The sequence below is a fragment of the Priestia megaterium NBRC 15308 = ATCC 14581 genome (assembly GCF_000832985.1).
GTDB lineage: Bacteria > Bacillota > Bacilli > Bacillales > Bacillaceae_H > Priestia > Priestia megaterium.
The window spans coordinates 2,636,053-2,660,434 of sequence record NZ_CP009920.1 but is presented as its reverse complement, the minus strand read 5'-3'; the positions used below and the strand labels follow the sequence as shown (position 1 = coordinate 2,660,434).

The following is a 24,382-nucleotide window of genomic DNA, read 5'->3' as shown; positions in this document are numbered from 1 at the left end:
GTGCCTAGATTGTAGGCACGTTTTTTTATATGTTTGAACGAAAGTATTTTCCATACGCCCAGTGATTAGTAGGACCGTGTCCGGAACCAATTTCAAGTGTGTGCTTAATCGCATAGTGAACAAAATCCGAGGCAGTTTGAACTGCTTCAACCACGCTTTTGCCTTTCGCTAGTTCAGCTGTGACGCAAGCAGCAAACGTGCATCCCGTTCCATGTGTATGCTTTGTATTCATCTTTTCATGTGTGATTTCAACGTACTTATGACCATCATACACTATATCAATCATATCTTGATGAGATTGATCATGTCCGCCTTTAATTACCACGTGCTTTACACCTAGCTCATGAATCTGTTTTGCCGCTTCTTTTCGGTCTTCGATCGTGTGAATTTCTTTACCCGTGATGACTTCCGCCTCCGGTATGTTCGGCGTAATGACTTCACAAAGAGGCAATAATTCTTTTAGAGCCTGTACGGCTTCTCTTTGAAGAAGAGACTGACCGCCTTTTGCAATCATAACGGGATCCACTACAACATTTTGCAGTCCGTACTGTTTGATTTTACGAGCCACTGCGTAAATAATATCAGCACTGAACAACATACCTGTCTTCACTGCATTAGGAAATAAGTCAGTGGCAATTGAATCTAACTGCGTTTCAACTGCTTCTACTTCTAAAGGATAAACTCCTTGAACGCCAACTGTATTTTGTGCGGTCACAGCTGTAATAACAGACATGCCAAAAACGTCACGCTCTTGAAATGTTTTTAAATCTGCTTGAATACCTGCTCCTCCACCGCTGTCTGATCCAGCAATGGTTAATGCTTTTGGTACTGTCATGCTTGAAACCTCCATCTCTTTCTTACCCAATATACCGATGATAAAGTGACTTTGCTTCTACTATATCGTTTGTTCCATGGACAAAGACGCGCCCATCTTGAAACATAACTAAACGGTAATCATCTACATAAAAAGAAAGCAGATACGGATTCTGTTCAATTTTATATCCTTTTTCTTTTAATCGTTCACCTAAAGACTGCAGCGGCTGCTTGGCTGATTTGCCCGGACGGATTTGTACCGTGTTTCTTCCGCATAACACAGCTGTTTTCGTTTGATTTTCATATTGTAAAAAGGGATAGGTTTGTTCACTGCCGCATGAGCGGCAAGCAGATTTGCGAAACACGTTCACATTGATGCTCGTATACTCATTTTTCCATACGTCAAACGAAACAAGTTCCCTCCTGAGCGCATTCCAGTCTCCGACTAATATTTTTAACACTTCTGTTACTTGATGAGCGACTACCATTTGGACAGCAGGACTAATAATCCCCACTGTATCACATGTTAACCCTCCAAGCGGTACAGATTCAAGCAAACAGGATAAACATGGTGTTTCACTTGGTATGATAGTATAACTAATTCCATAACTTCCTACACATGCTCCGTAAATCCAAGGAATATCATATTTTTGTGATAAATCATTCATTACAAGGCGTGTGTCAAAATTATCGGTTGCATCTATCATAACATCTACCCCCTCAACAAGCTGTTCTAAAACTTGAGGGGTACCGTCTGCTACGTGCGCTTCTACTTTTACATCGTGATTAATATCGTGAAGCCGTTTTTTAGCGGCAATTGCTTTTGGAATTCTTTTATCAGCATCTTTTTCACTATACAATTGCTGCCGCTGAAGGTTGCTCCACTCTACATAGTCCCGGTCAATGAGCGTTATTTTCTTTACCCCCGCTCGCGCAAGTGCCTCCGCGTTCCCTGTTCCAAGAGCACCTGCTCCTACAATCAGAACATGCTTTTCTTGAATTTGCTGCTGTCCGCCTTTTCCAATAGGTTGAAACAATTCTTGGCGGGAATAACGATTAATCAACCGATACTCATCCCTTCTGTTGGACTGCTTGCCGTTGCATATTGTTTCTTTTCAATACGTCCTGCTTCAAATGCTGCTCGTCCTGCTTCAATCGCTAGCTTCATAGCACGAGCCATTTTCACAGGATCTTTTGCTCCTGAAACAGCTGTATTTAATAACACACCATCTGCTCCTAGCTCCATAGCTTGAGCTGCGTCTGAAGCCGTTCCAATACCTGCATCTACAATTACTGGAACAGTTGATTGTTCAATGATAAAACGCATGTTCAACGGATTAATAATACCTTGACCTGAACCGATAGGCGAAGCTCCTGGCATAATGGCATGTACGCCTAACTCCTCTAAACGACGTGCAAGTAAAACATCATCTGATGTGTAAGGTAAAACGGTAAAGCCCTCTTTTAACAGTTCTTCACTGGCTTTTAATGTTTCAACTGGATCAGGAAGCAGCGTTTTATCACATCCAATTACTTCTACTTTTACCATGTCACAAAGTCCAGAAGCCTTTGCTAATTTAGCAATACGTACGGCCTCTTCTGCATTTTTTGCTCCAGCAGTGTTAGGCAAAAGAGTGAAACGCTTCACATCAAGCGCTTCTAATAAATTAGGTTGATTTTGATCAAAAATATCCATTCGTCTCACAGCAAATGTTAAAACTTCTGTTTCTGACTCTTCTACCGCTTGACGCTGAGTCGTAAAGTCAGGAAATTTCCCTGTCCCTAATAATAAACGTGAATTAAATGTATATTGTCCAATTTTTAACATACTCTTCATCCTCCTCCGACAAATGAAACAACTTCTAATATATCGCCATCTTTTAAGCATGCATCGCTATGTTCTTCTTTTTGCAAAATGTTCTTGTTTAGCTCAACAATTACCACTCGTTCATGCAGGTTCTGAGCCTGCAACAAGTGCTCGACCGTTTCAATTTCATCTCCAAAAGTAACGGTCTTACCATTAATGATTAGATTCAATGAACTCCCTCCATTACTCTTGTTAGCTGAAATGATGTAAAAAATGAATGATTCGGCTTTTTCCCTAACAAAGCATCAGCCATAATTTTTCCAGTTGCAGCACTTAATAAAATACCGTTTCGGTAGTGGCCAAACGCCATGTGTAGATTCGCTATTTCAGGATGCTCTCCTAAATAAGGCCAGCCATCATTTGTTTGCGGACGAAGACCAGCCCATGCTTTTTCAAATGTGGCTTCTTTAATAGCTGGCAGAAGCGCCGAAGCTTTATTCAGCAAAAATTGAATACCTTGTGCAGAAACCGTCTTGGTAAAGTCATGCTGTAACTTAGTTGCCCCGATTACGATTCTTCCACCAGTCTTAGGCACTAAGTAAAAACCTTCATCTAAAAAAATCGTTTTAGAAAGCAGCGGCTTATGACTTCGAAGAGCAATACACTCCCCTTTTACGGGAAACACGTGACCTAAATGTTCAGAAGAAATAAAGCGTTTAGCCCATGAGCCTGCTGCGATAACTACTTTTTCTCCATAAAAAGAGCCTTTGGACGTCTGTACACCTTTTACTGTTTCACTTTCCATAATAAGAGAATGAACGTCACAGTATTCGAATACATCTGCTCCGTGATACAAGGCTCCATGAGCAAGAGCTTGCGTTAACTTAGCCGGAGCTAGCTGGCCGTCTCCCGGTATTGTAATGGCTCCGTATATGTCTGGAGAGAGCCCGGGTTCTAACAAACGCGCTTCTTTTACATCGATCCATCTTACATGTTCATCCCACCCGTGGTGCTGAGCGGCTTTTTTCTTTAATACGTGTGCATCTTCTTCTGTTACAGCAACTTTTAATAAGCCTTTTTGAATGAGCTCTACGTCGATGGCCGTTTTTTCTTTTAGTTCCTTCACCAGTTCAGGAAACATGCTTCTGCTCTTAATAGCAAGGTCTAAAAGAGGACCTTCTTCATCAATTTCAGCTTGAGCACCTAAAATACCAGCGGCTGCACTTGAAGCTTCACAACCAATTTGATTGCGTTCAAGAATAGCTACTGACGCTCCTTGTTTTGACAAATGATAAGCGATAGAAGAGCTGATTATACCTCCTCCGATTAACAGTACATCATAATGCTGCTTCATTTTCTCCACCTCCAGATGTCCATATATGAGAATATTGTTTAATCGCTTTGAGGGGATCTTGCGCAAGCATGACACCAGACATCACAGCTATACCGTGTGCTCCTGTTTGAAGCACCTCTTTGGCATTTACAGGTGTAATTCCTCCAATGGCAATAACCGGTATCTGCACAGCATCTACTACTTCTTTTAGTGCTGCTACCCCTCGACTTTTTAATCCTTTTTTTGAATGTGTTGAATAAATATGTCCGTATAGAATGTAGTGAGCACCATCTTTTTCAGCTTCTAAAGCCTCTTCCACAGAGTGAACTGATTTTCCGACAATAAGAGAAGGAAATGCGTCTATAACAATCGAAACGTCTAAACTATGATAAGCAAGCTGTACGCCTTTTACTTTTAAAGCATGCGCTACATCAACTCGGTCATTCACAATAATTTTAGAGCGACAAAATGGCAAGCTTTCTAGTAAACATTGAATCTGCTTTGCCGTTTTCTCTTTTTCTCTAATATGAACGGCGCCCGTAAAAGGCGCGATAGCCGTTAAAACTTTTTGAAGCTCTTCGATTGGCTGCTTATCTGTTGTAATGACATGAAATTTAGGAATATCCACATGATCGAAACCTTTCCATTCAGAATAAAGAGAAATTTCAATCACCTCATCTTGTGTAGAGGGCTTTATTACATACAAAAAACCACTCTACAACGTAGAGTGGTTAGCATGCATCGTTATGTAAACATGATCGCCACTTCCCTACGCTGGTCCAAACCAGATCAGGTTCAAAGGGTCCGAAATACATTCGTCTCAGCTTCAAAAAGCTCCCCTAGTGATTGCTATTTATTGATTTTGTTTTCGCACTTAAAATTATAACACAACTAGATGTAAATACAATATCTCTTTATGCTCTTACGGCTCTCTTCCTTTTATAGATGTATCTTTTATGCTTCTTTACTAAGTAAGAGGTCCGGCGCACCGCATCATTCTGCTTTTTATATGATTAGTAATCGGTATAGTCGTCAAATTCTTCCTTGTCTTTTTCCTTTTTCCGATCCCATATAAACAGCAGGAGTAACATAATAAAAGTTAGAATATAAAAACCGTAAAAAATAAATGCCGCCACAACATTTATAAATAAAAATAAAAAACCGATGATCTGACCTGCAACAGCTACAATCAACAAAATGTATTTCCAAACTTCTGCTTTTCTATCCATTCTCTACTTCTCCGTCTTTTTGTTTTTCCCTACTAGAAACGTTCTCTTTACTTAAATAAAAATGTTCCTGCCAGTAAACCGACTGTAAATAAACCAACTGTTCCAAATGCTGAAATCCCCACGTACGCCAGCATTTTCCGATAAGATTTTTCTCGAATTAACTGTACGGTTTCCACACTGAACGTTGAAAAAGTGGTAAAGGCACCAAAAAACCCAATGCCAATCATTAAAAATATTGAATCATCATAAGCATGACTCGGAACCTTTCCATAATAACTACCGTAAAAAAGACCAAGCCCAAACGCACCGAGCAAGTTTACAAACAGCATTGATACTGGAAAAAGAGGGTTTGAAACTGTTTTTGTAACTTTTAAACCCAAAAGATAACGGCATATTCCTCCAGCTGCCCCGCCAAGTGCCAAGCTCACTATGCTCATTTACTTCACCTCATGTACTTTCACTAAATTTTTCCCTGCCGCTTCACCGCATAGATAGCCTGCTAAAGCAAGAAGGATTCCACCTACTAAAGAGACCATTACATAAATGGCTCCCCAAAATAAATGGCGCTGAGTGAGAGAAATGACGTCTCCTGCAAACGTTGAATACGTTGTAAAACCGCCGCATACGCCAACTCCTAGTCCAAGCTTTATCCATTCTTTTGGCTTTTTCCACACAAAAAATCCTGTTAATAGGCCTAGTATGAAGCTTCCTAATAGGTTTTCAATTACCGTTCCTATTGGGTAGCCCGCATATAATAAGGAAAGATTCAGCAAATAACGTGCATATGTACCAGCGATAGCACCAAAGGCAATTGAGATTAAGTTTATGGCTTTCATCATATCGCTCCGTTTCATAAATTCTTCTTTAAGTGTACCATAAGGAATTTATTTCTACCTTAACATTCAACTATATGTTTATTGCACCAAAAGTCATGAAAAAATGAAAGAGAAAATCGTCGCATGAAACTTCCTTTTTACTCCTCAAATCTCCCTTAAAAATCCACTTAATCCAAATTTTAAAATCTTTCTGTATCCTTATGACAAACCGTGTATAGAAGGTATATTTCCCTTATTTTAAGTCACATTAATCGTATAAGTTTTTTTTGTTGACTTTTGCTGTGTTCTTGTTTAGTATCACAGAGTATCATTTCCTATCAGAATACTAGGGGGTTTAGAAAATGAAGAAATTTGCTGCACTTTTGTCGCTACTATTAGCTTTCACAGTTGTGCTTGCCGCATGCGGTTCTAGCTCAAAAAATGAAGCAAACAATGGAGACAATAAATCTTCACAAGAGGATTTATATAATAAAGTGAAAAAAGATGGCGTATTAACAATTGGAACTGAAGGTACATACCCTCCGTTCACTTTTCATGATGACAAACAAAAGCTAACTGGGTTTGATGTAGAATTGGCTCAAGAAGTAGCTAAACGTCTTGGCGTAAAAGCTGAGTTCAAAGAAACACAGTGGGATGGCATGTTTGCCGGATTAGATGCTAAACGCTTTGACATGATTGCTAACGAAGTGGGTATTCGTGAAGATCGTCAAAAGAAATACGATTTCTCTGATCCATACATCCAGTCAGGCGCTGTATTAATTGTTCGTAAAGACGAAAAAGATATCAAATCATTTAAAGATTTAAAAGGAAAAAAATCAGCGCAGTCATTAACAAGTAACTACAAAGACATGGCTCAATCTTATGGTGCAAACATTACGAGTGCTGAAGGTTTTGCTCAAGCAGTAGAACTAATGAGCGCAAACCGTGTTGATGCTACAATCAACGATAAATTATCGTTCCTTGACTATAAGAAAAAGCACCCTAACGCACCTATCAAAATCGCGGATGAAAAATCCGATGGTGCTGCAAGCGGCTTTATGTTTAGAAAAGACAGCGGTAAGTTAGTGGATGAAGTAAACAAAGCATTGAAAGATATGAAAAAAGACGGAACATACGCAAAGATTTCTAAGAAATGGTTTGGCGAAGATGTTTCTCCTAAATAATATTTTTCCTGATGGAGAGCGATTGAATCAATTGATTTCAATCGCTCAATCATCTCTCTTACCAATGCTAAAGGGAGCTATTCAATATTCTATTCCACTAACATTAATCACGTTTGTACTCGGTATCATTTTAGCTGTCTTAACAGCCTTGGCTCGTTTATCATCTATAAAAGTTTTAAATATAATTGCGCGCATCTATGTATCGATTATTCGAGGTACACCGCTGCTTGTGCAATTATTTATTATTTTCTACGGCTTACCCAATTTAGATATAACAATTGACCCATTTATCTCTGCTGTTATTGGATTTTCATTAAGTGTAGGTGCGTATGCATCTGAAATTATCCGAGCAGCGATTCAATCTATTCCTAAAGGACAGTGGGAAGCTGGTTACTCACTTGGTATGACCTATTCCCAAGCGTTAAGACGGATTATTTTACCGCAAGCAGCACGTGTATCGATTCCGCCATTATCTAACTCTTTTATTAGCCTTATTAAAGATACGTCACTTGCATCGCTTATTCTTGTTTCTGAGATGTTCCGTAAAGCTCAAGAAATTGCTTCGACTAACTATGAATTTTTACTTCTTTATAGTGAAGCAGCGCTCTTGTACTGGATTATGTGTACAATCTTATCCATTATTCAAGGACGCATTGAAATAAGACTAGATCGTTACGTATCTAAATAACCGTTTCGAGTAGCTAAAGGAGTTTTTTATATGATTAATATCAAAAATTTGCATAAATCATTCGGTGATTTGCAAGTATTAAAAGGGATTGATTTAGAAGTTGAACAGGGCAAGGTAATTGTATTAATCGGTCCTTCTGGATCGGGTAAAACTACTTTTTTACGTTGCTTAAACCTTTTAGAAATCCCAACAGACGGCACGATTGAACTTGATAAAAAAAGCATGAATTTCACCAAGCCTGTTCGTAAAAAAGACATTACTTCATTTCGAAGTCTAACAGGTATGGTCTTTCAAAACTATAACTTGTTTCCTCATAAAAGTGCGCTTGAAAATGTTATGGAAGGGCCTGTAATTGTAAAAGGTGTTTCCACTCAAGAAGCAGAAAAAAGAGGGAAAGAATTATTAACACGAGTTGGCTTAGGAGATAAGCTCGACTTTTATCCTTTCCAGCTGTCTGGCGGACAACAACAGCGTGTTGGCATCGCCAGAGCAATGGCGATGGACCCAAAAGTTATGCTGTTTGATGAGCCTACTTCAGCTCTTGATCCTGAGCTTGTAGGAGACGTTCTTCAAGCGATGAAAGACTTGGCAAAAGAAGGAATGACGATGGTGGTGGTAACTCATGAAATGCGCTTTGCCCGTGAAGTAGCAGATGAAGTTATTTTTATGGACCAAGGCGTCATTATGGAAAGAGGTACACCGGATCAAATATTTTCAAATCCTCAACAAGAGCGTACACGTCAATTTTTAAATATGATTCATTAAAAAGGTTGCACATTTTCACGTGCAACCTTTTTCTTTATTTGGCTACTGCTTTTTTCATTAAATCTGTAATGTACGTAAAGAATGATTCAGCTGTGACATCATATACGACATCTACAGGTCGCCCTTCTTCAGAAATTTCTGTTCTTCCTTGGCTTGGTGTTTCTGTATGCACAATACTCGAAACGGTTTTCACCTTCACAAGCGTTGAATTCCCTGTAAATGCTGTTGTGAGTACATCCCACAAATAATATGTTGAATTGGTTTCAATATGCACAAGCGGCGGGCAGGCCGCGTAGCACTGCCCTACAAAGTCTACTCCTTCATATCTTCGAAGTGAAGCCCACATTTGACGAATAGCCGGTGTTAAAGGAACTTGATTCGTGCTTTCTAAAGCAACCATCTCAATTTTAATTTTGCTTTCCCATACTTTCGCTACTGCTTCTGGATCCCAAAAAGCATTCCACTCCGCCGTTCCATCGTGTTCGGGCTCTTGCACGTTTCCTACCTCTTGAAATGTACCGCCCATCCATACTAACTTGTCAATTTTCTCTTCTATTTCCGGCATTTTTTCCAATGCTCTTGCTAAATCTGTTAACGGTCCTGTAAACAATAAAGTTGTTTTCCCGGCTGTGTGCTGCAATGTCTCGATTAAATGATCATGGGCAGGGAGCTGACTTATTTTTGTTTGTACTTCCCCTTTTTCATTTAAAATCGGCAGTGCATCTACATAAAACGTATGCATGCGCCACTCCTTTGGAAATGGATTCATACCGCGTGAAGTAGATTTAGCGACCTCGATATCATAACTTCCAAAACGATCAATAATCTTTTGGCTTGCGCTGATACCTGGCTCTAGATATCCGTCAGCGGGAATGACAGATACTCCCGTTACTTTTACATCATCCATTTGCAGCAGTAAAAAAAGCGATACTAAATCATCGATGCCTGCATCATGGTTAAAATATACATTCGTGCTCATTTCCCTTCTCCTCTTTTCTATGTATTGCTAACTAATAGCTATACCGCTATTTTATAATGAAATGATCTCTTTCGTAATCAAATTATTAGGAACTTCTTTTACTATTTTCTATAATGGGTATAGAAATAAGGTAATCTATGTATAGATGTATACATCCCAGTATAGAAAGGAGAAATAAAATGGAGCAATCATTTTCAGCATTAATAGTAGATAAAAAAAGTGAAGACCAAGTGGAGGCGTCCGTCCAAAAACTGACGCTAAACGATTTGCCAGAAGGCGATGTACTTATTCGCGTTCATTATTCAGGAGTGAATTATAAAGATAGCTTAGCCAGCATCGCAAACGGCAATATTGTGACAAGCTACCCATTTGTCCCAGGAATCGACCTAGCAGGCGTCGTTGTATCTTCTGACAGCCCTGATTTTAAAGAAGGTGATCATGTCATCGCAACAAGCTATGACATTGGCGTATCACACTTTGGAGGCTATAGTGAGTATGCGCGCATACGCAGCGAATGGATTGTCCCTCTCCCTGAAAATTTAACGTTAAAAGAAGCAATGATTATCGGAACAGCTGGCTTTACAGCTGCTTTATCTGTGCATCGCTTAGAGGAAAACCATACTAGTCCATCTAATGGCTCTGTGCTTGTAACAGGCGCTACGGGAGGTGTAGGAAGCTTTGCGGTTGCCATTCTTTCAAAATTAGGCTACACAGTGGAAGCAAGTACGGGAAAAAGCTCGGAAGCAGCTTATTTGAAAAAGCTTGGCGCTTCCTCTATTGTAGCGCGTGAAGACGTTTTTAACGGCAAATTAAAAGCATTAGGCAAGCAAAAATGGGCCGCTGCGGTGGATCCTGTAGGCGGAGAGCCTCTAGCTTCTGTTCTCAGTCAAATTCAGTACGGAGGCTCTGTAGCTGTCAGCGGGCTAACAGCTGGAGGCAAAGTGCCAACAACCGTCTTTCCCTTCATTTTAAGAGGGATTAATTTATTAGGTATCGATTCTGTTTACTGTCCAATGCCTACTCGAAAAGAGATTTGGAATAGACTCGCTAATGACTTTAAGCCTGAAAGCTTCGAACCTTTCATTCAGCAGGAAATTTCACTACAACAGCTCCCTGAGGTACTTCCGACTTTATTAAAAGAACAAGCTCGGGGACGAACAATTGTGAAGCTATAAAAAAACGGAGAAACCTAGGTTTCTCCGTTTTTTACGAACAGAAGCATGTTATTATGCATCTATTTTTACTATTAAATCCGTCACTAATTCTTTCATGGTCACATCAGCTAAGACTTGTTCCATGGCATCTTGAGAACGTTTTAAAATCAATTCAAGGACACTTTGAATATTGGCTCCTACAGGACACTCCACATTCGGATTTTCATGCATTTGAAACAATTCTCCTTCTTCCACTGCCGCCACCGCTCGATAAACGTCTAACAACGTTATCTCCTCTAGATCTTTCAATAGATAAGCTCCGCCAGCTCCGGCTTTTACACCCACGAGTCCAGCTTTCTTTAACATCCCAATTACTCGTCTTATAACAACAGGATTTGTATTTACACTGCTAGCAATCCACTCTGAAGTACTAGGATGACTGCTATCTAATTTAATTAAAGATAGTATGTGAACGGCCACGGTGAATCGACTGCTAATTTTCATTGCTCTCACTCCTATTTTGTTGTAATCATTATAGTTACAACATTTATGAAAGTCAAGCATGCTTTTTTAGGAAAGAATGTCCTCTTCTACCGCCTCATAAAAGCGCAGCGTTTTCTTGATTTCCATAGCTTCAGTACATGCTTTCGTTTTCTTTTTATTCGCTTCTTTATGTTCGTTCACATGTTCTTCTCTTGAGATCCACGCTTGAAAGAACTGCTTGTCTTCCCACTTGGATACAAAGACATATTCAACTTTATCTGCGGAATCTTTTTTCCAGCATTCGAACGATAAATTTCCTTTGGCTGCCTCAATTTCTATTTTGTTTTTCTTAGCTTTTTGCTTGAGCTGTTCTTCAAATTTCTTTTCTGTTTCAAAAGTTGCGTTTACAACAAACATCTTATCTTCCTTTCTAAATGAAAGTAATTCTCATTCGATTATTGCATAGTAATTTTATTTTTTCAATTTATATGGATAAGTTACAGAAGCCCAAAAAGACCGCTGTTTAAGCGGTCTTCTTTTTACAAATGTTTTCTATGCACTGTTTTTCCATCATACGTAAAGGCGATTGGCTTGCCTTCCATTATCGTTTCTAAATGAACGGGGCGGCCCCAAAGCTGATGAACGTACGGTACCACTTTTTCTAAGTATTTGACATCTAATTCAATTCCTTCATACCAGTGTTTTAAATAGAGCTCGCCATTTTTTAAATAGTCTCCATTGGTTACTGTGATATAAGGAAATCCGCCGTTTACGCGCATATTAACAAGCTGATCTCTAACTTCTGTCCACTCTTTGTCGACGATTTTATAGTCTTTTCCTTGTTTTTGGAATAAGTACATATCCTCCCGCATGACTAAATCTTTTGTTAAGTAATTGCGAATAAAGGAAATATCTGATTCAACCTCACGTACCTCAAACATCTTCTCTCTTCCTGAACCCGGCTCCACGCCCCGGCGAATCATATCTTCTGTTGGATTATTGTAGCGTTCTTCAATGTCTTCAAAGATTTTTAAACCTAAATAATATGGATTGATTCCCGTCTTAGACGGCTGCACAACCCCTGCATTTAGCTTGGCGAATTCTATCGCTTCATCACTCGTTAAGTCCATTTCTCGAATAATGCGCTGATGCCAGAAAGAAGCCCAGCCTTCATTCATAATTTTTGTTTCAAGCTGCGGCCAGAAATAAAGCATTTCTTCTCGCATCATCGTTAAAATATCTCGCTGCCAATCCTCTAAATAAGGGCTGTATTCTTCGATAAATAATAAGATGTCTTTTTCAGGCTGAGGCGGAAATTTTTTAAAAGACTTTGGAGGTTTTGGTTTTTTCTTTTCTTTATAATCCAAATTCCATAAATCATCGTAAGGAGAAATGATTTCTTCTTCCGATGATTCTACATCATCTATGCTCCAAGAAAGCTTGGCACGCATAAGGGACGGATCAATATGTTCCTGAATCGATAGAACAGCATCCAAAAATTTTTCTACTTCACGCTTACCGTGCTTTACTTCGTATTCTTTAATTCGATCAGCGGTCGCTGCCATACTTTCTACCATATCCCGTTTAGTGTTGGCAAAACGGCTGTTATTTTTAAAGAAGTCACAGTGGGCTAACACGTGAGCTACAATTAATTTATTCTGAATAAGCGCATTGGAATCCAATAAAAATGCATAACAAGGATCTGAATTGATAACTAATTCATAAATTTTACTCAATCCAAGATCGTAGTGTAATTTCATTTTGTAAAATTGTTTTCCAAAGCTCCAATGTGAAAAACGAGTTGGCATCCCATATGCACCAAACGTATAAATAATATCTGCCGGGCAAATTTCATAGCGCATCGGATAAAAATCTAAGCCGAAACCGCTAGCTATTTCCGTAATTTCATCAATCGCACGGTATAATTGCTTATAATCTGCTTCTTTCACGACAGCTCCCCCTTTCACTCCTTACTTCAATCTATGTACAAACATGTCAATTCATGTGTTTTCATCAAAAAGAAGCTTTATTTTTTCAAGAAAAGGGGATTTTTATTTAGTTGTCTTAAATAATGGATGTAATATAACTGTTATACTGCATCATTCTTTGCCTTTCTTATCATTTATCCGGTCCTGTACGTTTATTCTTCTTGCATAATGACTACAACCTCTTTTAATTATGCACTGGTCTTTTGCCCAACATTTACAGCGTAAGAATTCCCGCAAATATCATACACTAATTTCAACTCCTCAAAAGGAGGAACGTTATTAATGGATGTAATTGATTATGATCGAGCTTTATATTACACACACCGTTCACAATGGGATAACTTATTAATTTTAATGGTTCGAACAGACGACGATTTTCTTTCAAAAAAGATTGAACATTTTTTGCACGCCTACAATTTTGAACGAAACTACCGCATCATTCAAGAAGAGCTTTATTCTTTACTACGCTACATTGATCATGCAACGGAATATTCGGAGCACAACCCGGAGCTTCTGGAAGAATCATTGTACTAGTATTTTTGATACACACACTTGGACAAAGAAGGGATGAATTCCCTTCTTTATTTTTTTATGTTGCACTAAAAATATGCATACTTTATTTCAAAAAACATCAAATGATATATGTAAACATATTTATTTTTATCGTTGACATAAAAGTGAATTCGACGTACAATTTTCAGTACATACGCTAAGATATTTCAGTACATACTGGGAGGAACATATATGAGTACTAATAAAAGGTTTCGCACATTAGATTTAACGCTAGCCGGTATGTTTGCGGCTCTTATGGCTATTGGTGCAAACATTACTTCTTGGGCACCTTTTTTACAAGTAGGCGGCGTGCCTCTTTCACTTCAGCCTTTTTTTGTTATATTAGCAGGACTTTTACTTGGGAGCAGAATGGGTTCTATTTCGATGATTGTATACGTATTAATTGGCATTGCCGGCGCCCCGGTATTTGCTCAATTTAAAGCAGGAATTGGTATTTTATTTGGAAGCACCGGCGGCTTTTTGCTTTCTTATATCATAGCAGCATTTATCACAGGAAAAATTATGGAGATGCGCGGCAAGCCAACTTTTTCTATCTTTTTAATTTCATCACTAGTTGGTATTGCCGTTATTTATTTAATAGGTACTACGTATATGTATGTAGCGGTTAATTACTGGCTTGAAGCTCCTGCAATGACATATGCAGCCGCTTGGAAGATTATGTCGTGGTTTGCGGTAAAGGATCTTATTTTTACTGTTCTTGGGGCTATGCTTGCTCCGAAAATTTATAAAGCCCTACGATCTTCTTCGTATTTGTCAAATACGCAATCAAATAAAGTATCATAAAAGAAGCCTGCTCAAGTTTGAGCAGGCTTTACTTTTATACCGTTTTCACTTTATCTAATACACGTTCTACTTCACCCATTACAGCTGTTTGTACAGCTTCTAAATGAGCAATGCTTGTTGCCTCATCTTCTGAAACGACGCCAAAATAGAACTTCACCTTTGGCTCTGTACCAGACGGACGAAGGCAAAACCAAGAACCGTCTTCTAAGATATATTTTAATACATTTGATTTTGGTAATGTAATTTCTTCTACTTTTCCTGCTTTAATATGCTGACGCTCACTTAATGTATAATCCTCTACAACCGAAACATTTAATCCTGCAATGTCAGTTGGAGGTTCATTTCTAAATGTAGCCAAAATATGCTGAATTTGCTCAGATCCTTCTTTTCCTTTAAGCGTTAAAGATTTCAGACCTTCACGATAGAAACCATATTTAGTAAACACTTGCTGTAGCGCTTCATATAGCGTCATGCCCTGCTTTTTATAATAAGCACAAGCTTCTACTGCTAGAATGGCTGCTTGTACAGCGTCTTTGTCACGAGCAAAGTCACCAATTAAATAGCCGTAGCTTTCTTCATAACCGAATTGGAATGTATACTCGCCCGTTTGCTCATATTGCTTAATTTTTTCACCGATAAATTTAAAACCTGTTAGAGTGTCAACAACTTGCAGTCCAAATGAACGAGCAATTTGTGCACCAATTTCTGACGTTACAATCGTTTTTAACACAACACCATTAGCAGGCAGCACGCCTTTTTCTTTCTTTTGAGAAAGCAAATAGTGAAGCAATAAAGCACCCGTTTGGTTTCCTGTTAATAACGCATATTCGCCGCTTGGATCTTTGACAGCAATTCCTAAGCGGTCTGCATCTGGATCCGTTGCGATTAAGATATCTGCATCAATTTCTTTACCTTTACGAACAGCATATTCAAATGCAGCCGGTTCTTCAGGATTCGGAGATTTAACCGTCGAGAAATTTGGATCAGGAAGTTCTTGTTCTTCAATCACCGTGACATTTTCGTAACCGATGGATTGAAGCGCGTTGCGAACTGGCTTATTAGCTGTACCATGTAGAGGTGTAAAAACCACTTTTAAATCTTTACCTGTTTCAGAAGCTAGCTCTGGATTAATTAAAATCGTTTTTAGTTTCTCATTGTATGCTTCGTCAATCGCTGAACCAATCATTTCAATAAGACCTTTTTCTTTTAGCTCCGCTTCAGATTGAACAGCTAATGTAAGTTCATTTTCCACAGCATTTACAAAGTCAACTAGTTCATCAGCTTCTTTTGGCGGCAGCTGACCACCGTCTGGGCCATATACTTTGTATCCGTTATATTCAGGAGGATTGTGGCTCGCTGTAATAACAATACCTCCAAATGCGTTTAACTCACGCACTGCAAATGAAAGTTCAGGTGTTGGTCTTAGCTCTTCAAATACATACGTTTTAATTCCGTGACTTGCTAATGTTTTTGCTGCTTCCATTGCAAATTCAGGCGATTTGTGGCGAGAATCATACGCAATGACTACTCCTTGGTTAATAGCTTCTTCGCCAGCTTGTTTAATGTACTCAGCAAAGCCCTCGGAAGCTTTTCGGATTGTATACGTATTCATACGGTTTGTACCCGCTCCAATTTCCCCACGCATTCCGCCTGTTCCAAACTCCAACGTTTTGTAAAAACTATCTTCTAATTGTTTTTCATCACCTTTGATTGCGTCTAAATTTTGACGTAATTCAGGATCTAAATTTTGATAATTAATCCAAGATGTATACGTTTCTTTCCAACTCATAAAAAAAGCCCCCTTATATAGATGTAAATATGTATGAAAAGAGAAAAACGAGTAATCGTCTTTCTCTTTTTTTAACAGTCATATTATATTTCTTCGTCAAAATTTGACTTCCTGCTATTATATTATGGCTGTATTGACAAATTTTGAGGTACTTTTTTATTTTATCATGAAATACCTGTCATACGGTTAACTTTTTCATCTACTGGTACAACTGCGTCATGAAGGTGCTGTTCTAATTCATCCGTATAAGCTTTTGTTTGCTCAGGCGTCCACTTTAACTCTTCGGCCATATGAGCAATCACTTGTTTTTTCCAGCTTCTTACCCAGTTGATATCAAAGAATAAAGCGCCCGTACGTCTAATGAAGAAGTCCACTGGTTTTGAAACCATTTCTTCTTCTATGCCATATTGAATTTGCAAAAATACACTAGCTGGAAGGTCGCTGTTTTTTAGCTGATCGGGACGTTCAATCATGTAGCGGTATACTTTATCTACGTTTGAGCCATAGCGTTTTACAAGCTTTTCAGCAGCGTCACGTGATAACCCTAGTTTGATGCCTTCTTTGACTTTTTGCTCTACAAACGTTGGGAACCCACCTGAACCGCCTACATTACCTCCAGAAATCGGTAAATGTTTAGTTTGACAGCTTTCAAATTCGCGTCCTTCTGCTTTAAAATCTTCAGCTACACGATTTACGACAATTTCAGCCATTTTACGATACCCAGTTAATTTCCCTCCAGCGATTGTAATTAAACCTGATTCTGATGTCCAGATTTCATCTTTACGCGAGATTTCAGAAGGATCTTTTCCTTGTTCGTGAATAAGTGGACGAACCCCCGCCCAGCTTGATTCTACGTCGTCTACTGTAATATCAACCGTTGGGAACATATAGTTAATCGCATCAATAACATATTGACGGTCTTTTACAGTCATACGCGGATGTCTAGCGTCCTCTTTATAGACCGTGTCCGTTGTGCCTACGTATGTTTTTCCATCACGCGGAATCGCAAATACCATACGTCCATCAGGTGTATCAAAATAAATGGCTTGCTTTAACGGAAAGCGCTCTTGATCAATAACTAAGTGAATCCCTTTTGTTAATTGAAGCTGCTTGCCTTTTTTTGAATTATCTTTTTCACGCAGCGTGTCCACCCATGGACCTGCAGCGTTAACGATTTTTTTCGCATAGATATTATATTCTTTATTCGTAAGCTGATCACGAACAACAGCCCCTACTACTTTTCCTTTATCGTAGATGAAGTTTTCCACTTTTGTGTAATTGACTAAGTCTGCTCCTCTTGCTGCAGCTTCTTTAGCTACTTCAATCGTTAAACGTGCATCATCTGTTTTATATTCAACGTAGTAACCGCCGCCTTTTAAATCTTTAGATTTCACCAATGGCTCACGGCTAAGAGTTTCTTCTGCGCTAAACATTTTGCGGCGCTCTGAGCGTTTTACACCAGCTAAAAAATCATATACGCGCAGTCCAATTGAAGTTGAGAATTTACCGAATGTTCCACCCGTATGGAAAGGTAACAGCATCCACTCCGGAGTCGTTACATGAGGGCCATTTTCATATACGATGGCACGTTCTTTACCAACTTCGGCTACCATTTTAACTTCAAACTGTTTTAAATAGCGTAGACCGCCGTGAACAAGCTTCGTTGAACGACTAGATGTTCCTGCTGCGAAATCCTGCATTTCAACTAATGCTGTTTTCATGCCTCGATGAGTCGCATCAAGTGCAATACCTGACCCAGTAATTCCCCCACCAATTACTAGTAAATCATATTGATTTTGTGTCATGTCTACCAATTTATTCGAACGTGTTTGACTTGAAAACATACGTCATTCCCCTTTCATTTTTTAAAGATATCAAAATTTCCCAATATACAAAAAGAGAGACCACAAATCACATATATAGTATGCCTACATATGGATCTGTGGTCTCTCCGATTCTCCAACCAATTTATTAACTTGAGTAAATTATATCATACATGCACTTTTAATTAAAGGGTTTTCATCAAATAATTATTTAAAAGCCATTGTTGCATGTACGGCTTTTTTCCAGCCGCTATATAATTCTTCACGCTTTTCTTCTTCCATATTTGGTTCAAAAGATTTTTCCATATTCCACTGCTGCGCAATTTCATCGCAATCTTTCCAGTAGCCGACCGCAAGACCCGCTAAATATGCTGCCCCAAGAGCGGTTGTTTCATTCACTTGAGGACGCTCAACCGGAACGTTTAACACATCACTTTGGAACTGCATTAAGAAATTATTCTTAACTGCTCCTCCGTCCACACGCAATGTTTTTAATGTAATTCCAGAGTCCGCTTCCATCGCGCTTAATACATCTCTTGTTTGATAAGCTAATGATTCAAGCGTTGCACGAATAAAGTGTTCTTTTTTTGTACCGCGAGTTAATCCAAACATCGCCCCCCGTACATCGCTATCCCAATATGGCGTTCCAAGTCCTACGAAAGCTGGCACAATATATACGCCGTCTGTAGACTCTACGCGCGTTGCATAGTTTTCAGTTTCAGCCGCATTTTTAAACATTCTTAAACCGTCGCGAAGCCACTGAATAGCAGATCCTGCTACAAAAATACTGCCTTCAAGCGCATATTCTACTTTGCCGTTAATCCCCCATGCTAATGTAGTTAACAAACCGTGATCGGACTTAACTGCTTTTTCACCCGTATTCATGAGCATAAAGCAGCCTGTTCCATACGTGTTTTTCGCCATTCCTTTTTCATAGCACGCTTGTCCAAATAAAGCGGCTTGCTGATCCCCTGCTGCTCCAGCAATTGGAATATTTTTACCAAAGAAATGATAATCTACTGTATGAGCGTAGACTTCAGAAGAAGGCTTTACTTCTGGAAGCATGGATTTCGGTACCCCTAAGATATCTAGCAGTTCATCATCCCATTTTAAATCGTAGATATTGAACATAAGCGTGCGGGATGCGTTTGAGTAATCCGTTACATGCGCCTTTCCGCCTGATAGCTTCCAAATTAACCATGTATCAATTGTTCCGAATAACAATTCACCGTTTTCTGCTTTTTCACGTGCACCTTCTACGTTATCTAAAATCCACTTCACTTTTGTTCCAGAGAAGTATGCATCAATTAATAATCCCGTTTTGTCGCGGAACGTATCATTTAATCCTTTTGCTTTTAATTCTTCACAAATACCAGACGTTTGTCTAGACTGCCATACAATTGCGTTGTACACCGGCTTCCCTGTTGCTTTTTCCCATACTACTGCTGTTTCACGCTGATTGGTAATCCCAATTCCTTCGATTTGATCCGCATGAACACCTGACTCAGATAAACAAGATGCGATAACTGCTAGGATAGAACCCCAAATTTCACTTGCATTATGCTCTACCCAACCTGGTTTTGGAAAGTACTGTGTAAACTCTTTTTGAGCTACATGTACAACTTCACCTTTTTTATTAAATAACATTGCTCGTGAGCTTGTTGTTCCTTGGTCTAAAGATAAAATAAATTTTTCCATATCAATATCCCCTATTCTCTGTATAGTGTCGTTTCTTTATTGTACATAGTTAGATGGTAAAGCGCATTCATTTTTTCGGTACTACTGCTGATTGAATCTGTGCTGCCTTTTGTTTAGAAACAGCGTAGATAACTGCTAAAACAATCAGGGCTAGACTTAAAACAACCCATAAGCTGCTTGACATTTTATTTAAAAATGCCGCTTGGTAAAATACTGCCCCGATTGATCCGCCTACTAAAGGACCCACTACTGGCACCCAAGCATATTTCCAGTTCGAGCTGCCTTTGCCAGGTATCGGCAAGATAGCATGAGCAATACGAGGTCCTAAATCACGAGCCGGGTTGATGGCATAGCCTGTTGTTCCTCCTAATGATAAACCGATACTTACAATTAAAAATCCTACTACTAAAGGATTTAATCCATCTGTAAATTTATTTGCTCCAATTGCTAGGATTCCTACTACTAATACAAACGTTCCAATTGCCTCACTTAAAACGTTTGCAAATGGGTTAGCAATTGCTGGCCCCGTTGCGAATACACCTAATTTTGTACCAGCATCTTTTGTTTCTTTCCAGTGTGGAAGATAGTGTAAATATACAACTGTTGCACCAAGAATGGCTCCAATAAACTGAGCTAAAATGTACATTGGTACTTGTGACCACGGAAAATCCCCTGTAATAGCAAGCGCTACGGTTAACGCTGGATTTAAGTGTGCCCCACTCATATTACCAACCGCATATGCTGCCATTGCTACTGCCATTCCCCATCCCATTGTGATAACGATCCATCCTGAATTAGCAGCAAACGATTTTTTTAAATTGACGCCCGCACATACACCAGCGCCAAGGATAATTAAAATCATTGTTCCAATTATTTCTCCTAAGAATGCTTGCATATAAATAACCTCCCCTTTGTATGAAAACGATTAAAATAACAAGAAAATAAGAAAATCCACAATACATCCCCCTAATAAAATCATTAAAAGGCTATACCGTGGATCTCCTATTCTCCCTCACATCTATTAACTTATCTAGAAGTTTACTAGATGATGAAAGCGTTGTCAAACAATTTTTTTAAGTTGAAATACTCCACAGTTCTCTATTTGATGTTGTAACAGCGGAAGCCCCGGCTCCTAAAGCATTTCGAACTTCTTTTTCGGTTCGTATTAAACCTCCAGCTAACACTGGAATGCCTGTTTCAGCTTTGACTTCTTGGATTAAAGTGGGCACTATTCCAGGAAGAAGCTCAATATAATCGGGTTTTACTTTCTTCATTAACTCGTAGCTTTTCTTCAAAGCCGTGCTATCTAATAAAAAGACCCGTTGAATGGCATAAATCCCTCTTTGTTTAGCTTTTAAAATGACGTTTGTTCTTGTCGAAATAATTCCTGCAGGCTTAAACTCCTGACACAAAAAATCAACCGCATACTCATCGTGCTTTAAGCCATGAATTAAATCTAAATGAATAATTAGCTTCTTTTCATGCTTATGGACCTCTTTCATAATTCCTTTTAGCATGCCTACTTGATTGTCTAAAAGAACTCCGTACTCATAATTACTTACTAAAAACTTTTCCAATTGCTTCATATCTCGAACAGCGGGTAATACCGATTGTCCATGAAAACTCATGTTTTCCCCTCTTTTCCATGGTTAGTCCACAAAATTCATTATAATAGTTTTTATTATGGCAAAAGTTGAAATAAAAAACACCATGCATTTGCATGATGTTTTTAGAAAATACGTTATTTTTTATATTTAATATTGTAAACGTCATGGCGTCGGTCTTTTAATTGACGAACCGTTCCTGATTGACGCTGGCGGCGAAGAATTTCTAAATCTACGTCTCCAATAACTACCATTTCAATATTAGGATTACATTCTCCTACAATGCCGTCTCGTGCAAATTCAAAGTCAGAAGGTGCAAAAATAGCAGACTGAGCGTACTGAATGTCCATGTTTTCTGTTTCAGGCAGGTTTCCAACTGTACCTGCGATAACCGTATAAATTTGGTTTTCGATTGCGCGCGCCTGAGAGCAGTATCTTACGCGGAGATAGCCTTGACGGTCTTCCGTACAGAATGGTGTAAAAATGATATTTGCACCTTTATCTGTAGCAATACGAGCAAGCTCCGGAAATTCAATATCATAGCAAATTTGGATCGCAATTTTACCGCAATCTGTATCAAACACTTCAACTTTATCTCCTGGACTAATTCCCCACCATTTTCTTTCATTAGGTGTAATATGCACTTTGTACTGCTTTTCAATTGTTCCATCTCGGCGGAATAGATAGGCAATATTAAAAATATCTCCATTATCTTCTTCAACGAAGTGGGATCCTCCAATAATATTTACGTTATATTTAACCGCTAAGTTAGTGAATAGCTCAATGTACTCTTCCGTATATTCTGCTACGCGCTGAACCGCTTTGCTTGGAATCTTTTCATTCAAGAAAGACATTAGCTGAGTGGTGAAAATTTCCGGGAATACGCAGAAGTCGGCTTTTGCATCATAAGCAACATCTGTATAATATTCTACCTGTGTTGCAAACTCTTCAAATGAATTGATCTGTTTCATCATATACTGAACAACACAAATACGCACTGGGAATGATGTTTTAAAATGGCGTTTTGAGCGGCGAACGTAATCTACGTTGTTCCATTCCATCAAAGTTGCATACTTATTAGAAGCTAGATCATCAGGAAGATAACCAGGGTTTATACGCATAAGCGTAAATCCGTTCATTAGCTGAAAAGATAGCACTGGATCATAAATTTTATGATGAATAACTTGCTCTACATACTCTCTGGGCGACATTTCAGCTGAATGCTTATGGTAATTAGGAATTCTTCCTCCGATGATGATACTTTTCAGGTTCAATTCACGTGCTAAATCTTTACGCGCTTCATATAAGCGGCGTCCTATTTTCATGCCGCGATACTTTGGATGAACCATTACTTCAATTCCATACAGATTGTAGCCTTCCGGGTTATGATTTGTAATGTATCCTTCGTCTGTAATATCGTCCCACGTATGCTGATCATCGTACTCATCAAAGTTCACAATCAAGCTTGAACAAGATCCGATAATTTCCCCGTCGTACTCTGCACATATTTGTCCTTCTGGAAAAATGGCCAGATGACTTTCAAGCTGTTCTTTTTTCCACGGATCCATTCCGGGGAATGATAGCTTTTGAAGTGCTAAAATTTCATCTATATCGTCCGATTTGATGTTACGAATAATCATTTTTTTCTCAAATTTTGATAAATCTATTGTAGACATACGCTAAAACAACCCTTTCTCTCTCTTCATTAGGCAATTAGTTTCCCTATTTTTTATTATAATAAACATTATTAAAAATTCAAAAAATGAGGTTGAGACATAAAGAAATAAATACAATCTAAAGACGAACAAATGGATGCATTAGCTCGTATGAATAGCTTGTGACACCGCTGTTGATTTCCGTGCAACTGCTAGAAGGAACAAAACGGATGAAATCTACGTTCACCATAATAAAAAAACGAACCATGAATCAAACATGTTGATCAATGGTTCGTTTTTCACTTAGGCTAAAATACTTTTGTTTCAGCCTCATTTTCTATTTGCAAATATCTAATTTTATGGATGGTTTTTTATTGGGATAATTTTCAATAAATCCTGGCCCTAAAGAGACTTTAATGCCATTTATTTTATATACATTATAGCGTTCCCCGCGATTTAACGTACGAATCTTTATCCATTTTCCTTTTTCTTCTTTTAACAAAACCATCGGTGATTGAATCGTTACAAAACCAATTTGGCCTTTTGAGAGCTTTTTCGTTTTACAAAGATTCTGGGCCACTGGAGCACTGCTTACTTTGTATTTGTTTTTAACAGCGATTGAATCAAAACTTTGAGAATGAAATTGACCAATAACCACTTTTGTACCGGTTTGAACGCGGTCAAACAGCCAGCGTACCTCTTCATCATACATACGAATGCACCCTGAACTTGCGTAAGTCCCGATAGAACTTGGATTATTATTTCCATGAATAGCATACGTCGTTCCATATGTTCCGCGCGCATTTAATCCTAGCCAGCGATCACCTAGCGGATTCCTAGGATCTCCTCCCCGAATGTTGTCTTTATAATAAGGCCGGTTTTTAATTTTATTCACAATGCTAAAGGTACCCTCTGGTGTATAACTCATCTGCCTCCCTGTCGCAACTTTGAACGTCCTGACTAATTTTCCTCCATCATAAAAAGCAAGGGTGTTAGTAGATTTGTTAATAATAATAAGTTGATTTGACGCCGCAGACGCATTGCCTGTCAGACCCATCCCCGCGAGTAAAAAAACAAGCCCAACAAAAAAAACAGCCACCTTTTTCATTTATCGACTCCCCCAATTTCTCTTGTATCTATATAAGAAGAGTATAGGATGAAAGGCAAACCATCAGAACACTTTTTATCTTATAAGTCAAAATACAATAAAATCTTTCAC

26 protein-coding genes and 1 riboswitch are annotated in these 24,382 nt (G+C 38.8%); of the genes, 6 read left to right on the top strand and 20 right to left on the bottom strand.

Annotation, left to right across the window (positions count from 1 at the left end; translation table 11 throughout):
* Nucleotides 1–25: 25 nt before the first annotated feature.
* From thiD to BG04_RS14220, 9 genes are all read right to left on the bottom strand, one after another.
* On the bottom strand, nt 26–835 hold the full coding sequence (gene thiD / locus BG04_RS14260; RefSeq protein ID WP_016762957.1) for a bifunctional hydroxymethylpyrimidine kinase/phosphomethylpyrimidine kinase: 810 nt from the start codon (nt 833–835) through the stop codon (nt 26–28).
* Nucleotides 836–857: 22 nt separating this feature from the next.
* Nucleotides 858–1,877, bottom strand: coding sequence for a thiazole biosynthesis adenylyltransferase ThiF (locus tag BG04_RS14255; RefSeq protein WP_013055284.1), 1,020 nt, complete (start codon nt 1,875–1,877; stop codon nt 858–860).
* Nucleotides 1,874–2,641 carry a thiazole synthase gene (locus tag BG04_RS14250; RefSeq protein ID WP_016762956.1) on the bottom strand — a complete coding sequence of 256 codons (768 nt, stop codon included), beginning with the start codon at nt 2,639–2,641 and terminating at the stop codon, nt 1,874–1,876. Before BG04_RS14250 ends, BG04_RS14255 begins: the two co-directional genes overlap by 4 nt.
* 5 nt (nt 2,642–2,646) lie before the next feature.
* Nucleotides 2,647–2,850: a sulfur carrier protein ThiS gene (gene thiS / locus BG04_RS14245; protein WP_013055282.1), complete on the bottom strand. Its 204-nt coding sequence runs from the start codon at nt 2,848–2,850 to the stop codon at nt 2,647–2,649.
* Nucleotides 2,847–3,974, bottom strand: coding sequence for a glycine oxidase ThiO (gene thiO, locus BG04_RS14240; protein WP_034654527.1), 1,128 nt, complete (start codon nt 3,972–3,974; stop codon nt 2,847–2,849). Before thiO ends, thiS begins: the two co-directional genes overlap by 4 nt.
* A complete protein-coding gene (locus tag BG04_RS14235; protein ID WP_034655313.1) occupies nt 3,958–4,581 on the bottom strand; it encodes a thiamine phosphate synthase in 624 nt (207 codons plus the stop codon). Before BG04_RS14235 ends, thiO begins: the two co-directional genes overlap by 17 nt.
* 121 nt (nt 4,582–4,702) lie before the next feature.
* Nucleotides 4,703–4,804: riboswitch (TPP riboswitch) on the bottom strand.
* A 162-nt stretch (nt 4,805–4,966) separates the two neighbouring features.
* A complete protein-coding gene (locus tag BG04_RS14230; RefSeq protein WP_013055279.1) occupies nt 4,967–5,182 on the bottom strand; it encodes a hypothetical protein in 216 nt (71 codons plus the stop codon).
* A 47-nt stretch (nt 5,183–5,229) separates the two neighbouring features.
* Nucleotides 5,230–5,619: a fluoride efflux transporter CrcB gene (gene crcB / locus BG04_RS14225; RefSeq protein ID WP_034654530.1), complete on the bottom strand. Its 390-nt coding sequence runs from the start codon at nt 5,617–5,619 to the stop codon at nt 5,230–5,232.
* On the bottom strand, nt 5,620–6,036 hold the full coding sequence (locus BG04_RS14220; protein WP_234943472.1) for a fluoride efflux transporter FluC: 417 nt from the start codon (nt 6,034–6,036) through the stop codon (nt 5,620–5,622).
* A gap of 323 nt (nt 6,037–6,359) precedes the next feature.
* Here BG04_RS14220 and BG04_RS14215 point away from each other — a divergent pair, with 323 nt between their 5' ends.
* From BG04_RS14215 to BG04_RS14205, 3 genes are read left to right on the top strand one after another with little or no spacing between them, the layout of a single operon-like run.
* A complete protein-coding gene (locus BG04_RS14215; RefSeq protein WP_013081647.1) occupies nt 6,360–7,181 on the top strand; it encodes an amino acid ABC transporter substrate-binding protein in 822 nt (273 codons plus the stop codon).
* Nucleotides 7,165–7,869 (top strand): amino acid ABC transporter permease, encoded by a 705-nt coding sequence (locus tag BG04_RS14210; RefSeq protein WP_016762949.1) that lies wholly within the window; start codon nt 7,165–7,167, stop codon nt 7,867–7,869. Before BG04_RS14215 ends, BG04_RS14210 begins: the two co-directional genes overlap by 17 nt.
* A gap of 30 nt (nt 7,870–7,899) precedes the next feature.
* Complete coding sequence (locus BG04_RS14205; protein ID WP_013081645.1) at nt 7,900–8,634, top strand: amino acid ABC transporter ATP-binding protein; 735 nt, start codon at nt 7,900–7,902, stop codon at nt 8,632–8,634.
* Nucleotides 8,635–8,668: 34 nt separating this feature from the next.
* On the opposite strand, the gene BG04_RS14200 is transcribed toward BG04_RS14205, so the two are convergent.
* The gene (locus BG04_RS14200; protein WP_034654535.1) at nt 8,669–9,613 is read right to left on the bottom strand and encodes a nucleoside hydrolase; all 945 of its coding nucleotides are present in this window, start codon (nt 9,611–9,613) and stop codon (nt 8,669–8,671) included.
* Nucleotides 9,614–9,792: 179 nt separating this feature from the next.
* On the opposite strand from BG04_RS14200, the gene BG04_RS14195 reads away from it, so the two are divergent.
* Nucleotides 9,793–10,788, top strand: a complete 996-nt coding sequence (locus BG04_RS14195; protein ID WP_034654537.1) for an NADPH:quinone oxidoreductase family protein — start codon at nt 9,793–9,795, stop codon at nt 10,786–10,788.
* 51 nt (nt 10,789–10,839) lie between these two features.
* Here BG04_RS14195 and BG04_RS14190 read toward each other — a convergent pair whose 3' ends face one another.
* The 3 genes from BG04_RS14190 to BG04_RS14180 all read right to left on the bottom strand — a co-directional run bounded on the left by BG04_RS14190 (nt 10,840) and on the right by BG04_RS14180 (nt 13,199).
* Nucleotides 10,840–11,271, bottom strand: a complete 432-nt coding sequence (locus BG04_RS14190; protein ID WP_034654540.1) for an Rrf2 family transcriptional regulator — start codon at nt 11,269–11,271, stop codon at nt 10,840–10,842.
* A gap of 66 nt (nt 11,272–11,337) precedes the next feature.
* Nucleotides 11,338–11,667: an antibiotic biosynthesis monooxygenase family protein gene (locus BG04_RS14185; protein WP_034654541.1), complete on the bottom strand. Its 330-nt coding sequence runs from the start codon at nt 11,665–11,667 to the stop codon at nt 11,338–11,340.
* Nucleotides 11,668–11,789: 122 nt separating this feature from the next.
* Nucleotides 11,790–13,199 carry a SpoVR family protein gene (locus BG04_RS14180; RefSeq protein ID WP_013081640.1) on the bottom strand — a complete coding sequence of 470 codons (1,410 nt, stop codon included), beginning with the start codon at nt 13,197–13,199 and terminating at the stop codon, nt 11,790–11,792.
* 321 nt (nt 13,200–13,520) lie between these two features.
* On the opposite strand from BG04_RS14180, the gene BG04_RS14175 reads away from it, so the two are divergent.
* Both BG04_RS14175 and BG04_RS14170 read left to right on the top strand, forming a co-directional pair.
* A complete protein-coding gene (locus tag BG04_RS14175; protein WP_013055267.1) occupies nt 13,521–13,772 on the top strand; it encodes a YhdB family protein in 252 nt (83 codons plus the stop codon).
* A 210-nt stretch (nt 13,773–13,982) separates the two neighbouring features.
* Nucleotides 13,983–14,594 (top strand): biotin transporter BioY, encoded by a 612-nt coding sequence (locus BG04_RS14170; RefSeq protein WP_013081638.1) that lies wholly within the window; start codon nt 13,983–13,985, stop codon nt 14,592–14,594.
* 34 nt (nt 14,595–14,628) lie between these two features.
* On the opposite strand, the gene BG04_RS14165 is transcribed toward BG04_RS14170, so the two are convergent.
* From BG04_RS14165 to BG04_RS14135, 7 genes are all read right to left on the bottom strand, one after another.
* Nucleotides 14,629–16,383: a phospho-sugar mutase gene (locus tag BG04_RS14165; RefSeq protein WP_034654545.1), complete on the bottom strand. Its 1,755-nt coding sequence runs from the start codon at nt 16,381–16,383 to the stop codon at nt 14,629–14,631.
* A gap of 164 nt (nt 16,384–16,547) precedes the next feature.
* Nucleotides 16,548–18,227: a glycerol-3-phosphate dehydrogenase/oxidase gene (locus BG04_RS14160; RefSeq protein ID WP_016762944.1), complete on the bottom strand. Its 1,680-nt coding sequence runs from the start codon at nt 18,225–18,227 to the stop codon at nt 16,548–16,550.
* Nucleotides 18,228–18,413: 186 nt separating this feature from the next.
* Nucleotides 18,414–19,904, bottom strand: coding sequence for a glycerol kinase GlpK (gene glpK, locus BG04_RS14155; protein ID WP_034654548.1), 1,491 nt, complete (start codon nt 19,902–19,904; stop codon nt 18,414–18,416).
* A 67-nt stretch (nt 19,905–19,971) separates the two neighbouring features.
* Nucleotides 19,972–20,799, bottom strand: coding sequence for an MIP/aquaporin family protein (locus BG04_RS14150; RefSeq protein WP_013055262.1), 828 nt, complete (start codon nt 20,797–20,799; stop codon nt 19,972–19,974).
* Between the two features lie 178 nt (nt 20,800–20,977).
* The gene (locus BG04_RS14145; protein ID WP_034654553.1) at nt 20,978–21,532 is read right to left on the bottom strand and encodes a glycerol-3-phosphate responsive antiterminator; all 555 of its coding nucleotides are present in this window, start codon (nt 21,530–21,532) and stop codon (nt 20,978–20,980) included.
* A gap of 113 nt (nt 21,533–21,645) precedes the next feature.
* Entirely contained in the window at nt 21,646–23,184 is a 1,539-nt protein-coding gene (locus tag BG04_RS14140; RefSeq protein ID WP_016762941.1) for a carbon-nitrogen hydrolase family protein, read from the bottom strand.
* 316 nt (nt 23,185–23,500) lie between these two features.
* Nucleotides 23,501–24,271: a L,D-transpeptidase gene (locus tag BG04_RS14135; RefSeq protein ID WP_034654557.1), complete on the bottom strand. Its 771-nt coding sequence runs from the start codon at nt 24,269–24,271 to the stop codon at nt 23,501–23,503.
* Nucleotides 24,272–24,382: the final 111 nt, after the last annotated feature.

Coding starts and splice junctions, on each gene's coding strand:
- BG04_RS14200 (WP_034654535.1), bottom strand. CDS start 9,613: ATGAGCACGAATGTATATTTTAACCATGATGCAGGCATCGATGATTTA.
- BG04_RS14170 (WP_013081638.1), top strand. CDS start 13,983: ATGAGTACTAATAAAAGGTTTCGCACATTAGATTTAACGCTAGCCGGT.
- BG04_RS14195 (WP_034654537.1), top strand. CDS start 9,793: ATGGAGCAATCATTTTCAGCATTAATAGTAGATAAAAAAAGTGAAGAC.
- BG04_RS14135 (WP_034654557.1), bottom strand. CDS start 24,271: ATGAAAAAGGTGGCTGTTTTTTTTGTTGGGCTTGTTTTTTTACTCGCG.
- BG04_RS14175 (WP_013055267.1), top strand. CDS start 13,521: ATGGATGTAATTGATTATGATCGAGCTTTATATTACACACACCGTTCA.
- BG04_RS14140 (WP_016762941.1), bottom strand. CDS start 23,184: ATGTCTACAATAGATTTATCAAAATTTGAGAAAAAAATGATTATTCGT.
- BG04_RS14190 (WP_034654540.1), bottom strand. CDS start 11,271: ATGAAAATTAGCAGTCGATTCACCGTGGCCGTTCACATACTATCTTTA.
- glpK (WP_034654548.1), bottom strand. CDS start 19,904: ATGGAAAAATTTATTTTATCTTTAGACCAAGGAACAACAAGCTCACGA.
- BG04_RS14220 (WP_234943472.1), bottom strand. CDS start 6,036: ATGAAACGGAGCGATATGATGAAAGCCATAAACTTAATCTCAATTGCC.
- thiO (WP_034654527.1), bottom strand. CDS start 3,974: ATGAAGCAGCATTATGATGTACTGTTAATCGGAGGAGGTATAATCAGC.
- BG04_RS14230 (WP_013055279.1), bottom strand. CDS start 5,182: ATGGATAGAAAAGCAGAAGTTTGGAAATACATTTTGTTGATTGTAGCT.
- BG04_RS14210 (WP_016762949.1), top strand. CDS start 7,165: ATGTTTCTCCTAAATAATATTTTTCCTGATGGAGAGCGATTGAATCAA.
- BG04_RS14145 (WP_034654553.1), bottom strand. CDS start 21,532: ATGAGTTTTCATGGACAATCGGTATTACCCGCTGTTCGAGATATGAAG.
- BG04_RS14205 (WP_013081645.1), top strand. CDS start 7,900: ATGATTAATATCAAAAATTTGCATAAATCATTCGGTGATTTGCAAGTA.
- BG04_RS14250 (WP_016762956.1), bottom strand. CDS start 2,641: ATGTTAAAAATTGGACAATATACATTTAATTCACGTTTATTATTAGGG.
- BG04_RS14215 (WP_013081647.1), top strand. CDS start 6,360: ATGAAGAAATTTGCTGCACTTTTGTCGCTACTATTAGCTTTCACAGTT.
- thiD (WP_016762957.1), bottom strand. CDS start 835: ATGACAGTACCAAAAGCATTAACCATTGCTGGATCAGACAGCGGTGGA.
- BG04_RS14160 (WP_016762944.1), bottom strand. CDS start 18,227: ATGTTTTCAAGTCAAACACGTTCGAATAAATTGGTAGACATGACACAA.
- BG04_RS14185 (WP_034654541.1), bottom strand. CDS start 11,667: ATGTTTGTTGTAAACGCAACTTTTGAAACAGAAAAGAAATTTGAAGAA.
- crcB (WP_034654530.1), bottom strand. CDS start 5,619: ATGAGCATAGTGAGCTTGGCACTTGGCGGGGCAGCTGGAGGAATATGC.
- BG04_RS14150 (WP_013055262.1), bottom strand. CDS start 20,799: ATGCAAGCATTCTTAGGAGAAATAATTGGAACAATGATTTTAATTATC.
- BG04_RS14165 (WP_034654545.1), bottom strand. CDS start 16,383: ATGAGTTGGAAAGAAACGTATACATCTTGGATTAATTATCAAAATTTA.